Origin of the sequence: Pseudomonas sp. HS-18, from assembly GCF_020401845.1 — a bacterium.
GTDB classification, from domain to species: domain Bacteria; phylum Pseudomonadota; class Gammaproteobacteria; order Pseudomonadales; family Pseudomonadaceae; genus Pseudomonas; species Pseudomonas nitroreducens.
Window position 1 is genome coordinate 2719552 of sequence record NZ_CP084413.1, and the last position, 12884, is coordinate 2732435.

General features: G+C 66.9%; 13 protein-coding genes. 1 reads left to right on the plus strand and 12 read right to left on the minus strand.

Annotated features, from left to right (window positions below; translation table 11 throughout):
- The first annotated feature begins 51 nt into the window (after positions 1-51).
- Complete coding sequence (locus tag LDJ84_RS12725; RefSeq protein ID WP_024765498.1) at positions 52-873, plus strand: alpha/beta fold hydrolase; 822 nt, start codon at positions 52-54, stop codon at positions 871-873.
- Between the two features lie 80 nt (positions 874-953).
- Here LDJ84_RS12725 and LDJ84_RS12730 read toward each other — a convergent pair whose 3' ends face one another.
- The 12 genes from LDJ84_RS12730 to LDJ84_RS12785 all read right to left on the minus strand — a co-directional run bounded on the left by LDJ84_RS12730 (position 954) and on the right by LDJ84_RS12785 (position 12846).
- Positions 954-1307 (minus strand): VOC family protein, encoded by a 354-nt coding sequence (locus LDJ84_RS12730; RefSeq protein WP_065084738.1) that lies wholly within the window; start codon positions 1305-1307, stop codon positions 954-956.
- Between the two features lie 38 nt (positions 1308-1345).
- Positions 1346-1855, minus strand: a complete 510-nt coding sequence (locus tag LDJ84_RS12735; protein WP_037015035.1) for a hypothetical protein — start codon at positions 1853-1855, stop codon at positions 1346-1348.
- A 135-nt stretch (positions 1856-1990) separates the two neighbouring features.
- Positions 1991-2665: a methionine ABC transporter permease gene (locus LDJ84_RS12740; protein WP_162483998.1), complete on the minus strand. Its 675-nt coding sequence runs from the start codon at positions 2663-2665 to the stop codon at positions 1991-1993.
- Positions 2628-3689 carry a methionine ABC transporter ATP-binding protein gene (locus LDJ84_RS12745; protein WP_226046417.1) on the minus strand — a complete coding sequence of 354 codons (1062 nt, stop codon included), beginning with the start codon at positions 3687-3689 and terminating at the stop codon, positions 2628-2630. Before LDJ84_RS12745 ends, LDJ84_RS12740 begins: the two co-directional genes overlap by 38 nt.
- A 135-nt stretch (positions 3690-3824) precedes the next feature.
- A complete protein-coding gene (locus tag LDJ84_RS12750) occupies positions 3825-4622 on the minus strand; it encodes a MetQ/NlpA family ABC transporter substrate-binding protein (protein ID WP_037015040.1) in 798 nt (265 codons plus the stop codon).
- Positions 4623-4661: 39 nt separating this feature from the next.
- Positions 4662-6059 carry an LLM class flavin-dependent oxidoreductase gene (locus LDJ84_RS12755; protein WP_170859866.1) on the minus strand — a complete coding sequence of 466 codons (1398 nt, stop codon included), beginning with the start codon at positions 6057-6059 and terminating at the stop codon, positions 4662-4664.
- Complete coding sequence (locus LDJ84_RS12760) at positions 6056-7258, minus strand: SfnB family sulfur acquisition oxidoreductase (protein ID WP_024765492.1); 1203 nt, start codon at positions 7256-7258, stop codon at positions 6056-6058. The genes LDJ84_RS12755 and LDJ84_RS12760 overlap by 4 nt, the downstream gene beginning before the upstream one ends.
- A 9-nt stretch (positions 7259-7267) precedes the next feature.
- Entirely contained in the window at positions 7268-8503 is a 1236-nt protein-coding gene (locus LDJ84_RS12765) for an SfnB family sulfur acquisition oxidoreductase (RefSeq protein WP_024765491.1), read from the minus strand.
- A 173-nt stretch (positions 8504-8676) separates the two neighbouring features.
- A complete protein-coding gene (locus LDJ84_RS12770; RefSeq protein WP_024765490.1) occupies positions 8677-9447 on the minus strand; it encodes a MetQ/NlpA family ABC transporter substrate-binding protein in 771 nt (256 codons plus the stop codon).
- Positions 9448-9573: 126 nt separating this feature from the next.
- Complete coding sequence (locus tag LDJ84_RS12775) at positions 9574-10239, minus strand: methionine ABC transporter permease (RefSeq protein ID WP_024765489.1); 666 nt, start codon at positions 10237-10239, stop codon at positions 9574-9576.
- The gene (locus tag LDJ84_RS12780; RefSeq protein WP_196913593.1) at positions 10239-11612 is read right to left on the minus strand and encodes an LLM class flavin-dependent oxidoreductase; all 1374 of its coding nucleotides are present in this window, start codon (positions 11610-11612) and stop codon (positions 10239-10241) included. Before LDJ84_RS12780 ends, LDJ84_RS12775 begins: the two co-directional genes overlap by 1 nt.
- Before the next feature lie 10 nt (positions 11613-11622).
- Complete coding sequence (locus LDJ84_RS12785; RefSeq protein ID WP_065084743.1) at positions 11623-12846, minus strand: SfnB family sulfur acquisition oxidoreductase; 1224 nt, start codon at positions 12844-12846, stop codon at positions 11623-11625.
- Positions 12847-12884 lie beyond the last annotated feature (38 nt).

Genomic DNA, 12884 nt, shown 5'->3' on the forward strand with positions numbered 1-12884 from the left:
GCTGAAGTTGCGGCGTTTCTTTTCAACTACTCCCTGAAGGAAACGACCCAAATGAGCATCGTGAAAGCGAAAGATGGCACCGAGATCTTCTACAAGGATTGGGGCAGCGGGCAGCCAGTGGTGTTCTCCCATGGCTGGCCGCTCAATGCTGACGCCTGGGACGCGCAGATGCTGTTCCTGGTGCAGAAGGGCTACCGTGTCATCGCCCATGACCGGCGCGGCCATGGACGCTCGGGCCAGCCGGCCAATGGCAATGACATGGATACCTACGCCGACGACCTGGCGGCGGTGATCGAGGCACTTGACCTCAAGGGCGCCACACTGGTGGGCCACTCCACCGGTGGCGGCGAGGTGGCGCACTATATCGGCCGGCATGGCACCAAGCGGCTTTCCGGCGCCGTGCTGATCGGTGCGGTGCCGCCGCTGATGCTCAAGACCGCCGCCAACCCCGGTGGTTTGCCGATCGACGTGTTCGACGGCATCCGCAAGGGCGTGAAGGAAGACCGCTCGCAGTTCTTCAAGGACCTGGCGCTACCTTTCTACGGCTACAACCGGCCGGGTGTGAAGGTTTCCCAGGGAGTCATCGACAACTTCTGGCTGCAGGGCATGATGGGCGGGCACCTGGGCTTGTACCTGTGCGTCCGTGAGTTCTCCGAAGTGGATTACACCGAGGACCTGAAGAAGATCGACGTGCCGGCGCTGATCCTCCACGGCGATGACGATCAGATCGTGCCCATTGGCGCCGCCGGCCAGCGCTCTGTCGAGCTGGTGCAGAAAGGTGAGCTGAAGGTGTACAAGGGCGGGTCGCACGGCATGTGTACCACCATGGCCGACCAGGTGAACGCGGATCTGTTGGGCTTCCTCAATCGCTGAAGCCATTCACGAGCAAGCTCGCTCCTGCAGGAGTAGCGCACAGGCAGTTGTAGGAGCGAGCCTGCTCGCACACCCACTTCTTAATGAACATGCTGGAGTGCATTCACCAGCGTCCCCTGTGGATCGCGCACGAAGAACCGCCGCACGCCCCAGGGCTCGAGGGTCAACGCATAGACAATCTCGTGGCCGGCGGCCTGGGCACGCTGATACACCTCATCGAGATTGTCCACCTCGATGGACAGGCCTGGCACCGGCGCGCCGGAGCCCCCTTCGCTGGCCAGGCTCAACTGCGCGAGTGCGCTTTCGCCGCTGGCGAGCGTGATCAGCCAGCCGTGGTCCATCACGATCTCTAGGTCGAACAGTTCGCGATAGAAACGCGCGACTTCGGCAGGCTGGCCGGCGGCGAGGTTGGCGACGATGCGGCGGACGGTCATGGCGGAGCTCCGATAAGGACAACCGCCAGCATAGACCCTCAGTGTGCCGGGCGTGCCGGCGGCATCCGCCGACGATGGATGCGGTAGAACTGGTAGAGCACACCGACGACGAAGACCAGCAGCGCGATAGTCACCGCTGTTTGCACCGGTGGCGAATCCGGACCCTGGCCGATGGGGTTCGACGGCGGCAGGCGCGACAGCGATTCGTTGAGCGTCGGGATCATCATCAGGAAGAAGCTGAAGCTCATCGCCGCCGTTTCCACGTACTCGCCCAGGCCGCCGAGGGCGCCGACGCGCTGCGCGTAGCTGCCCACCGCAATGGCGACCAGGCAGAGGATGCCGATGGCGTGCCCCGCGTTGAAGCCGCCGGTACTGGAGAGTCCGAATGCCGTCAGCACGCCGAGGATCATCCCGTAGACATACCACCTGCCGACACGGCTGCGCGGGTCGATGCGCCCCGCCTGATAGAACGCCCAGATGCCCGCGACCAGGGGCACCAGGCTGATGGCGGTATGCACGATACCCAGGGTGGAAAGGGGGTTGGCCATGACGAACGCCTCCGCAGTGAGCACAGGGACGCCACGCATCCACGAGCTGTGCCGGGGCACGGAGGGGCGGGTGTGTTGTCAGGTTAGACGCAACCCGCGTCGGAGCGGGGCCGTGGCGGATTCAGCCGACGAACGTCACAGCCGCTTGTTCAGCCAGCGCGCCAGGCGGTCGCCGCCGAACTGGATCAGGGTCACCAACGCCACCAGCAGGATGATCACGGTGAGCATCACCTGTGTATCGAAGCGCTGGTAGCCGTAGCGGTAGGCCAGGTCGCCGAGGCCGCCAGCACCGATGGCGCCCGCCATGGCCGAGGAGTTGATCATGGTCACCAGGGTGATGGTGAAGCCGGCGACGATGCCTGGCCGTGCCTCGGGCAGCAGCACGTTCCAGATGATGTGCCGGGGTTGGCAGCCCATCGCCTGCGCGGCCTCGATCAAGCCGTGGTCGACCTCGCGCAGGCTGACTTCGGCGATGCGCGCAAAGAACGGCGTGGCGGCGATGGTCAGCGGCACGACCGCGGCCCAGACGCCGTAGCTGGTGCCGACGATCAGGCGGGTGAAGGGGATCAGCGCGACCATCAGGATCAGGAACGGGATCGAGCGCAGCACATTGACCACGCTGCCCAGGCTCTGGTTGACCAGGCGCGCCTGGAAGATCCCGCCGGGGCCGGTGGTGACCAGCACCAGGGCCAGCGGAATGCCCACCAGCAGGACGATGGCCGAGGATGCGCCGATCATCAGCAGAGTGTCGAGCAGGCCTTGCAGCAGGCGGTCAGGCATGGGGGAGCACCTCCAGGCGATCGGCAACATCGCGGGCGCGTTCGAGCAGTTGCGCAGCGCTGGTTGCGGGCGCGGCGACGCTCAGCAGCAGGCGACCAAGGGCGCGGCCCTGGATACGTTCGATGCCGCCGTGCAGCAGACTGATGCGGCTGCCCAGTGCCTGGGCAATGGCCAGCAGGTCGGGCTCCTGCTCGCGTACACCGGTGTAGTGCAGGTCGAGGATGACCTCGTCGTCCGACGGATTTTCCAGCCGCGCCAGCAGGTCCGGCGGCAGGTGCTGCTGCAGCGAGCCGAGCAGGGTGCGGCTGACTTCGTGCTGCGGGTTGCCGAAGACCTCCCAGACGTCGCCTTGCTCAACGATGCTGCCCCGTTCGAGCACCACCACGCGGTCGCAGATTTCCCGGATCACCGCCATCTCGTGGGTGATCAGCACGATGGTCAGGCCGAGGCGGCGGTTGATGTCGCGCAGCAGGGCGAGGATGGCCTGGGTGCTCTCCGGGTCCAGCGCCGAAGTGGCCTCGTCGCAGAGCAGGATTTCCGGCTGGTGCACCAGCGCGCGGGCAATGCCGACGCGCTGCTTCTGCCCGCCGGAGAGTTGCGCCGGGTAGGCGTGGCGCTTGTCCTGCAGCCCTACGAGCTGTAGCAGTTCGTCCACCCGCTCGGCGATGCGCGCCTTGGGCACGCCGGCCACGCGCAGGGGCAGGGCGATGTTCTGTGCGACCGTCTTGGCCGACATCAGGTTGAAGTGCTGGAAGATCATGCCGACGCGGCGGCGCAGGCCGACCAGTTGCTGGGCGTCGAAGGCGCCGATGTCCTCGCCGTCGATCAGCACCTGGCCGACGCTGGGTTGCTCCAGGCGGTTGAGGGTGCGGATCAGCGAGCTCTTGCCGGCGCCGCTGCGGCCGATGATGCCGAACACTTCGCCACGGCGGACGGAGAGTTCGATATCGCTCAGTGCCTCCACCGGGCCGTGGTGGCCGGCGTAGGTCTTGCCCAGGCCGCGCAGGGCGATGTGCTGGGTGGCGAGTTCGAGGTTACGGTTGAAGCTGACCATGGTGGGGGCCTGTTCTGGAGTTCGGAGAAGGCTGGTTGCCCTCTCCCTTCAGGGAGAGGGCTGGGGATAGGGAAAAAGCTCCGCCTCGGCTTCGCAGAAGAAGACATTTACCCTTACCGATGAACGTCGGCGCGCTCACTGCCAGCCGGGTTGGTAGAGCGAGCCATGGGCCTTGTCCAGCGCGGCGCGCACCTGCGGTGAATGCTGGTAGAGGTCGACGAATTTCTTCAGCTTGCCGTCCGGGTCCTTGTAGTCATCGCGGGTGACGAACTGGATGACGTACTCCTTGTTCTCGATACCGTCGAACAGCAGCGCGCTGTTCGGATCGATGGTGCCGGCCAGGCGGATATAGTGCGGGTAGCCCTGGGCCAGGTCGACGTCATCCAGCGCGCGCACCAGCTGCACGGCTTCCAGTTCGATGATCTGAATGTGCCTGGGGTTGGCGACGATGTCGTCCAGCGTCGCCTTGTAGCCCACTCCATCCTTGAGCTTGAGCAGCCCGGCCTTCTGCAGCAGCTGCAGGCCGCGGCCGCCATTGATGGGGTCGTTGGCGATGGCGACCTTGGCGCCCTCGGGCAGGTCGGCGATGGCCTTGTATTTGGTCGAATACAGGCCGACGTTGTTGATGATCCCCGGTGCGAAGGCCTTCAGGTGCAGCCCGCCTTCGCGGTTGGCGTTTTCCAGGAAGGGCGTGTGCTGGAAGTAGTTGGCATCGATGTCGCCGTGGTCGAGGGTGATGTTCGGCGCATTCCAGTCGGTGAATTCCACCAGCTCGACCTTCAGGCCTTGTGCGGCGGCTTCCTTCACCGCCACTTCCAGCGGAGGGGCGAAGGCGGCGGTGGTGCCCAGGCGCAGGGTATCGGCGGCCTGGGCGAGGCCGGCGGCGAGGAGGCTCAGCGAGAGGCCGAGGGTGAGCTTGAAGCGTGCATGCATGGCAACGAATCCTTATGGGGTTTAGAGCCTGACGGCCTTTTAAAGAGAGAAGGCTGGAGTCGCTCCAGTGGCGGTTGCCTGGCGATAGCTCGCGCCGACGTGCTGCGCGGGCAGTCGGGCGCGGCCGGCGCCGAAGAGTTTTTCCCGCAGGGTGCCGGCCTCGTAGGCGGTCTTGTAGGCGCCGCGGTTCTGCAATTCGGGCACCACCAGCTCAATGAAGTCGGCGTAGCTTTCCGGCTCCACGGTGCGGGTGAGGTTGAAGCCGTCCAGGCCCGCCTCGTTGATCCAGCCCAGCAGCTCGTCCGCTACCTGCACCGGGTCGCCCACCAGCGTGGTGTAGCGGCCGCCGAGGGTGAACTGTTCCAGCAACTGGCGCACGGTGGCGTCGGTACGGGCCACGGTCAGGGCCTTGGTGGCGGACTCGATGGCATTGGTCTTTTCGTAGCGGATCGGCTCGTCCAGCGCGTAGCGCGAGAAGTCTATGCCGGTGGTGCTGGCGAAGTGCGCAAGCCCGGCCTCGGCGCTGGCGAAGCGGCGGTACTCGGCGAGCTTGTCGCGCGCCTCGGCCTCGGTCGGTGCGACGATGACGTTGATGCCCATGAACACCTTGATGTCGTCCGGCCGACGCCCCGCGTCCACTGCCGCCTGGCGGATGCGGTCCACCAGCACGCGGGTGGCTTCACGGCTCTGTGCCGAGACGAACACGCACTCGGCGTGGCGTGCTGCGAAGGCGAGCCCGCGATTGGACGCGCCGGCCTGGAACAAGAGTGGCGTGCGCTGCGGCGATGGCTGGCTGAGGTGGTAGCCCTCGACGTCGAAGAACTCGCCGTGGTGGCGGACCTTGTGCACCTTGCCCGGCTGCGCGTAGAGGCGGCGCTGGCGGTCGGCGATTACCGCGTCGTCTTCCCAGCTGCCTTCCCAGAGCTTGTAGAGCACCTCCAGGTATTCGTCGGCGCGGTCGTAGCGGCGGTCGTGGTCGATCTGCCGGTCCTGGCCCATGGCGCGGGCGGTGCTTTCCAGGTAACCGGTGACGATATTCCAGCCGACCCGGCCATCGCTCAGATGGTCGAGGGTGGAGAGGCGCCGGGCGAACGGGTAGGGTGCCTCGTAGGTGAGGTTGGCGGTGACGCCGAAGCCCAGATTTTGCGTAACGCCGGCCATGGCCGAGACCAGCATCAGCGGGTCGTTCACCGGCAGCTGGATGGCCTCCTTCGCGGTGAGCTCGATGCCGTTCTGGTAGACGTCGTAGACGCCGAGGATATCGGCCAGGAACAGGCCGTCGAACAGGCCTTTCTCCAGCAGGCGGGCGAGCTCGGTCCAGTGGCTGAGCCTGTTGAAGTCCGTCGAGCGGTCGCGCGGGTGGGTCCACAGGCCGTGGTTGATATGGCCGACGCAATTCATGCTGAAGGCGTTGAGGAGAATCTGTTTCTGGCTCATAGGGTTCCCCGGCGCGGCGGGAGCTTGCCGTTGAGGTAGTAGTTGCCCACCGCGAAATACTTCCAGCGCGCCGGGTCGTGCAGGGTGTGCACGCGTGCGTTGCGCCAGTGGCGATCCAGGCCCAGTTCGGCGAGGCTGGCGCGGCTGCCGCCCAGTTCGATCAGCTTGCTGCCGGCGAGCAGCGAGACTTCGGTGGTAATGGCGCGCGCCTCGGCCACGGCGATGGACGCGGCGGCAACGCTTTCGGCAGTCGGCTCGGCGGTGGCTGCGTCGAGCACTCGGCCGGAGCGGTCCAGCAGCGCTTCGGCGGCATGCAGGCGGATCGCCAGGCGGCCCACCTCGTTGATCGCCAGCGGATCATCGCTGGCCTTGTCCACCCCCGAATCGATCCACGGCCGTGCCTTCTCGCGCAGGAAGGTCAGCGTGTCTTCATAAGCGCCCCGAGCGATGCCGACATCGATGGCCGCGTGCAGAATCTGTGCGTAAGGGCCAACGGTGGTCGGGCGTTCGAAAGCAGCCTGGAACGAGACGATGTCGTCCTCGCCGACCTGCGCGCCGTCGAACACCACGCTGCCGCTGCCGGTGGTGCGCTGGCCGAAGCCGGACCAGTCGTCGATGATCTCGACGCCCGGGGTGTCGCGCGGGATGAAGGCGAATTGCTGCAGGCCATCGTCATCGATCACCAGCGTCGGAATGCGCTGCGCATACAGCGCGCCGGTGCAGTAGAACTTGCGGCCGTGAATGCGCAGGCGGCCGTCCTCGCGCTTGAGGCGCGTGGTGCGATCATGGGCGGTACGGGTGCCGATCTCCGCCAGCGCATTGCCGAAGCGCACGCCGGCCAGCACCTCGGCGAACAGGCGGGCTTTCTGCTCGTCGTTGCCATTCACCCGCAGCAGTTCGATGGCATAGAAATGGTTCTGCGGAATCTGCCCCAGTGAGCCGTCGGCGGCGGAGATGATGGCGATCACCCGCGCCACGGTGACGCGGGAGACGCCCGCGCCGCCATACTCGCGCGGCACGGTGATGCCCCACAGGCCGGAGCGGCTGAAGCGTTCTAGTTCGTCCCACGGCAGGCGCCGCTCGCGGTCGCGGGCGATGGCGCCTGCGCGGAAGTCGGCGGCCAAGGCGTGGGCGACGTCGAGGGCTTCGTCGTCGCTGCGGATGATGTGGACGGGATTTGGCTGTACGAGACTGTTCATCGGCGCTCCTCAGATCCAGGAATGTCGCGCCGGGCGGGCGCCGTTGAGGTGGTAGGCGCCAACCGCCTGGACCTTCCAGCGCACCGGGTCGTGCAGGGTGTGCACGCGGGCGTTGCGCCAGTGGCGGTCGAGGTTGAACTCGGCGAGGGTGGCGCGGCTGCCGGCCAGTTCGAAGAGCTTCTCGCTGGCGGCCAGGCTGATCTCGGTGGTCAGCACCTTGGCCTCGGCCACGGCGATGGACGCGCGGGCGGCGGACTCGTCGTCGACGGGGCGTGCGCTGACTTCGTCGAGCACATGGCCGGCGCGCTCCAGCAGCGCCTCGGCGGCGTGCAGTTCGACCTGCAGGCGGCCGATCTCGAAGAGGGTGAAAGGCTCTTCGCTGGCCTGCTCGACGTTGGCGTCGATAAAGGGGCGGGTGCGCGTGCGGATGAAGTCGATGGCGTCTTCCAGGGCGTTCGCCGCGATGCCGGCATCAATGGCGGCCTGGATCAGTTGCGAGACGGCGCCCTGGATGTTCGGGATGTCGGCCAGGCGACCGTTGTGGATCACCAGCGAGTCAGCGACGGGTGCGTTATCCAGCAGCACGGTGCCGCTGGCGGTGGTGCGCTGGCCGAAGCCGGACCAGTCGTCGACGATGCGCAGGCCATCCACGCCACGTTCGACGAAGCCCATGACCGCGCGGCCGTCTTCGTCGATGGCTTTCACCGCGACCCAATGGGCGAACAGCGCGCCGGTTGAATAGAACTTCTCGCCACTGACGCGGAACTGCTCGCCGTCGCGCACCAGTCGTGCCTTGAGTTCGAGGGTGTTCCTGGTATTACGCTCGGGGCCGGCATTGCCGATGCGCCGGCCGTTGAGTACGCCGCCGAACAGCACGCGCTTCTGTGCGTCGCTGGCGACGTTGTCGATGACGTTGAGCAGGCCGAACTGGTTCTGCGGGATCTGCCCCAGAGCCGGGTCGGCGGCACAGATCACGCGGAAGACTTCGGCGACGGTGGCGTAGGAAACCTGCGCGCCGCCGTACTCGCGGGGAATGCTGATGCCGCCCAGGCCGAGGGCGGTGAAGTGTTCCAGTTCGCTCCAGGGCAGCGCGCGCTCGCGGTCGCGGGCGGCGGCTCCGGGTTTCGCCAGGCGGGCCACTTCGTGGGCGGCTTCGATGGCCTGGGCGTCGTTGCTGATACGGCGCGCCGGGAGTAGCCGGGGCGCCTGGTCACGAAGGTCCTTGGGTGCGGATTCGTTGGTCATGCGTTGCCTTCTTTTTTGCTTTTGTTGCTGCCGGTGGTATCGAGGTCTGGCGAGCCAGAGCCAGGCAAGGCGGGCAGGGACTCGGAAGTGCTGTTCACTCCAGTGAATGAGCATTGCGAGTCCCTGCCCAGCGCGGCATGGCCGACGCGCAGCAGACCGTTTCCGGAGCTCGATCAGAACGCCGGCGCAATCTCGCCCTTGTAGCGGGTCAGGATGAACTGGCGGACCTCCGGCGAATTCAGCACCTTGGCCAGCTTCTGGATGCCTGGGTCCTGGATGTTGTCCGGACGCGCCACCAGGAACTCGGCGTAGAGGTCCTTGCCTTTCTCCACGATCAGCGCGCTCTTGGTGTCGATGCCTGCTTCCAGGGCGTAGTTGGCGAAGATGAAGGCCAGGTCCACCTGCTTCACGGCGCGGGCGAGCAGGGCACCTTCCAGTTCACGGATCTTCAGGTGTTTGGGGTTGTCGGTAATGTCGCGCTCGGTGGATTGCGGATTGCTCGGATCCTTGAGCTTGATCAGGCCACTCTCGGCCAGCAGTACCAGGGCGCGGCCGGTGTTCACCGGGTCGTTGGGGATGGCCACGCTGGCGCCGTCGGGCAGTTCGGCGAGGGACTTGTACTTGGTGGAGTAGGCGCCGAACGGCTCGATGTGGATGCCCACCACCGGCACCAGGTCGGTGTGGCGGGTCTTGTTGAAGTCATCGAGGAACGGGCGGTACTGGTAGTAGTTGGCGTCGAGGTTCTTCTGCGCGAGTTGCAGGTTGGGCTGGATGAAGTCGGTGAAGACCTTGATGTCCAGGTCGACGCCTTCCTTGGCCAGTTCCGGTTTGACGAACTCGAGGATTTCCGCGTGCGGCACCGGGGTGGCGCCGACAACGAGTTTTTCCCCTGCGTGGGCGGAGAAGGCGACGACGGCCGCCAGAATGGCGATGGCCTTTTTCATGGGTGTTGCTCCTTGGCAATAGTGGGTGGGCCGTCGTGGTGTGGACGTGGGGCCTTGAGGGCAGCGGAGCCCGGCTGCCGGCGGGTGTTCTGGGTGCCGCTCCCGGAGAGGGAGTGGGCGGGGATTTCAGCGCCGGGTGTAGCGCGCCACCAGTCGGTCGCCGCTCATCTGCAGGGCCTGCACCAGCAGGATCAGCAGGGCGACGGTGATGATCATCACGTCGGTCTGGAAGCGCTGGTAACCGAAGCGGATCGCCAGGTCGCCGAGGCCGCCGCCGCCGATCACGCCGGACATCGCGGTGTAGTCCACCAGCACGATGGCAGTCACGGTGACGGCAGCGATCAGCCCGGTGCGGGCTTCCGGCAGCAGCGTGTGCCAGATGATCTGCCAGGTGCTGGCGCCCATCGCCTGGGTGGCTTCCACCAGGCCGCGGTCGACTTCGCGCAGGGCGGTTTCCACCAGCCGCGCGAAGAACGGCGTGCAGCCCACCACCAGTGGCGGGATGGCGCCGGGCACGCCCAGCGAGGTGCCGGTGACCAGCGTGGTGACCGGGATCAGCACGATCAGCAGGATGATGAACGGCAGCGAACGCAGCATGTTCACCACCACCGACAGGGCGCGGTACAGGCCGGGTTTCTCGTGCAGCTGGCGCTTGCCGGTGAGGTACAGCAACACGCCCAGCGGCAGGCCCAGCAGCACGGTGAAGGCCAGCGCGCCGCCGAGCATGGCCAGGGTGTCCAGGCAGGCCTGGGCGAGGTCGTGCCAGTCGAGGTTGCGGAACCAGCCGTCCATCATTCGCGGCCCCTGCGCAGCTTGGCGGCGCGGTGCGAAGCGCCCAGGCGGTCGCCCTGGCCGAACAGCTTGTTGCGTAGCGTGCCCTGTTCGTACTCGCGCTTGAACAGGCCGCGCGCCTGCAGTTCCGGAACAAGCAGGTCGACGATGTCGACGAAGGTTTCCGGCGCCACCAGGCTGGAGAGGTTGAAGCCGTCCACGTCGGTTTCCTCGACCCAGGCCTGCAGCTGGTCTGCCACGGTCTGCGGCGAACCCACCAGCAGCGGGCCGTCACCGCCCAGTGCGCAGTAGTCGGCGATCTCGGCGGCGGTCCACTGGCGCTGCGGGTCGGCAGCGCTGAAGGCGTCCACCGCGGACTGGATGGCGTCGCTCTGTACGTGGCGCAACACCTGGTCCGGCGCGTACTGGCCGAAGTCGATGCCGGTCCAGCCGGAGACCAGCGCCAGGGCGCCTTCGCGGTCGCTGTACTGGCGATAGTCTTCCAGCTTGGCCAGTGCCTCGGCGTCGGTCGGCGCGACGATCACGGTGAGCTGGTTCAGGACCAGCACGTCGTCGGGCTGGCGACCGGCTTCCACGGCGAGGCGTCGCAGATCGGCCACCTGGTCGCGGAGGATGTTCTTCGTCGGCGCGGCGACGAACACGCACTCGGCATTGCCGGCGGCGAAGGCCTTGCCGCGGCTGGAGGCGCCGGCCTGGTACAGCACCGGCGTGCGCTGCGGCGATGGCTGGCTGAGGTGGAAGCCGGGCACCTCGAAGTGTTCGCCCTTGTGCTCGATGGGGTGGACCTTGCGCGGGTCGGCGTAGACGCCGCTCTTGCGGTCGGCGACCACGGCGTCATCGTCCCAGCTGGCTTCCCAGAGCTTGTAGCAGACCTCCAGGTACTCGGCGGCCAGGGCGTAGCGCTGCTGGTGGTTGAGCTGCTGCTTCAGCCCCAGGTTGCGCGCGCCGCTGTTGAGGTAGGAGGTGACGATGTTCCAGCCGGCTCGGCCACGGGTCAGATGATCCAGCGTGGACATGCGCCGGGCGAACGGTAACGGGTGCTCGAACGACACCGAGGCGGTGATGCCGAAGCCCAGGTGCTCGGTGGCCGCGGCCATGGCCGGGACGATCTGCAGCGGGTCGTTGGCCGGCACCTGGGCGCCGGCGCTCAGCGCGGCGTCAGCGTTGCCGTGGTAGACGTCGTAGACGCCCAGCACGTCGGCCAGGAACAGGCCGTCGATCCTGCCGCGTTCGAGGGTTTTCGCCAGTTCGATCCAGTAGTGGATGTCGGTGTAGCGCGCGGCCTGCTGGTCGCGCGGGTGGCGCCAGAGGCCGGGCGAGAGGTGGCCGACGCAGTTCATGGCGAAGGCGTTGAGGCGAATCTGCTTGCTCATGGCGATGGCCTCAGTTCCAGTCGTGGCGCGGCGGACGCTTGTCGTTGAGCAGCCAGTTGCCGACCAGGTGGTACTTCCAGCGCACCGGGTCGTGCAGGGTGTGCACGCGGGCGTTGCGCCAGTGGCGGTCGAGGGCGTGGCGGGCGAGGGTGGAGCGGGTGCCGCCCAGCTCGAACAGCTTGTTGGCGGCATCGATGGCGACTTCGGTGGTCAGCACCTTGGCCTTGGCCACGGCAACCGAGGCGCGGGCCACGCTGTCTTCGTCCGGCGCCGGGCGAGCGGCGTCCATCACCCTGCCGGCGCGTTCCAGCAGGGCATCGGCGGCTTCGATGCGGATGCCCAGTTCACCGACCTGGATGATGGTCAGCGGGTCTTCGCTGGCCTTCTCCACGCCGGCGTCGATCCACGGGCGCGCCTGTTCGCGGACGAAGGCGATGGTGTCGCGCAGCGCAGCGCGGGCAATGCCGGCGTCGATGGCGGCGGTGGTGATCTGCGCGAACGGGCCGGCCAGGGTCGGCACGTCGTAGGAGCGGTGGGTAGGGAAGACGTTGAACGCCGGCACCCGCAGGCCGTCCACCAGCACGGTGCCGCTGGAGGTGGTGCGCTGGCCGATGCTGGCCCAGTCGTCGACGATCACCAGTCCCGGCGTGCCGCGCGGGACGAAGGCCAGCTGGGCGTTGCCCTGTTCGTCCAGGCCCAGCACGCCGAGCCAATGGGCGTAGAGCGAACCGGTGCAGTAGCCCTTGCGGCCGTCGAGCACGACATGATCGCCGTCACGGCGCAGGCGGGTCTGGATGTCCTGCACGGTCTTGCCGCCGGTTTCCGACAGCGCGTTGGCGAAGCGGTTGCCCTTGAGCGCGAGGTCGAAGAAGAAGCGCTTCTGTTCGTCGCTGCCCTGCAGGCGGATGTCTTCCAGCAGGCAGTAGTGGTTCTGTGGAATCTGTCCCAGCGACGGGTCGGCGGCGGAGATGATGGCGATGACTTCCGCCAGCGTGGCGTAGGACACCTCGGCGCCGCCAAAGGCGCGCGGCACGGTGATGCCCCACAGGCCGCTGTTGGAGTAGACCTCGACCACTTCCGGGGGGACTTCGCGGTTGCGGTCGCGCTCGGCGGCGCCTTCGAGCAGGAAGGCGGCGACCTTGTGGGCGACGTCGATGGCCTCGGCGTCGGAGGTGATTACCTGGGCGTTCGGCTCACGGATGTCGTAGTGGGCGGATTCGGGGAGTTGGGACATGGCAGTACAGCGACCTCGGGGCAGATGAATCGGCCCGG

Excerpts from the sequence above, each read along its gene's own strand:
- LDJ84_RS12760 (WP_024765492.1), bottom strand. The coding sequence starts at position 7,258 with ATGAACAGTCTCGTACAGCCAAATCCCGTCCACATCATCCGCAGCGAC.
- LDJ84_RS12735 (WP_037015035.1), bottom strand. The coding sequence starts at position 1,855 with ATGGCCAACCCCCTTTCCACCCTGGGTATCGTGCATACCGCCATCAGC.
- LDJ84_RS12785 (WP_065084743.1), bottom strand. The coding sequence starts at position 12,846 with ATGTCCCAACTCCCCGAATCCGCCCACTACGACATCCGTGAGCCGAAC.
- LDJ84_RS12745 (WP_226046417.1), bottom strand. The coding sequence starts at position 3,689 with ATGGTCAGCTTCAACCGTAACCTCGAACTCGCCACCCAGCACATCGCC.
- LDJ84_RS12740 (WP_162483998.1), bottom strand. The coding sequence starts at position 2,665 with ATGTTGCCGATCGCCTGGAGGTGCTCCCCCATGCCTGACCGCCTGCTG.
- LDJ84_RS12780 (WP_196913593.1), bottom strand. The coding sequence starts at position 11,612 with ATGAGCAAGCAGATTCGCCTCAACGCCTTCGCCATGAACTGCGTCGGC.
- LDJ84_RS12725 (WP_024765498.1), top strand. The coding sequence starts at position 52 with ATGAGCATCGTGAAAGCGAAAGATGGCACCGAGATCTTCTACAAGGAT.
- LDJ84_RS12755 (WP_170859866.1), bottom strand. The coding sequence starts at position 6,059 with ATGAGCCAGAAACAGATTCTCCTCAACGCCTTCAGCATGAATTGCGTC.
- LDJ84_RS12775 (WP_024765489.1), bottom strand. The coding sequence starts at position 10,239 with ATGGACGGCTGGTTCCGCAACCTCGACTGGCACGACCTCGCCCAGGCC.
- LDJ84_RS12770 (WP_024765490.1), bottom strand. The coding sequence starts at position 9,447 with ATGAAAAAGGCCATCGCCATTCTGGCGGCCGTCGTCGCCTTCTCCGCC.
- LDJ84_RS12730 (WP_065084738.1), bottom strand. The coding sequence starts at position 1,307 with ATGACCGTCCGCCGCATCGTCGCCAACCTCGCCGCCGGCCAGCCTGCC.
- LDJ84_RS12750 (WP_037015040.1), bottom strand. The coding sequence starts at position 4,622 with ATGCATGCACGCTTCAAGCTCACCCTCGGCCTCTCGCTGAGCCTCCTC.
- LDJ84_RS12765 (WP_024765491.1), bottom strand. The coding sequence starts at position 8,503 with ATGACCAACGAATCCGCACCCAAGGACCTTCGTGACCAGGCGCCCCGG.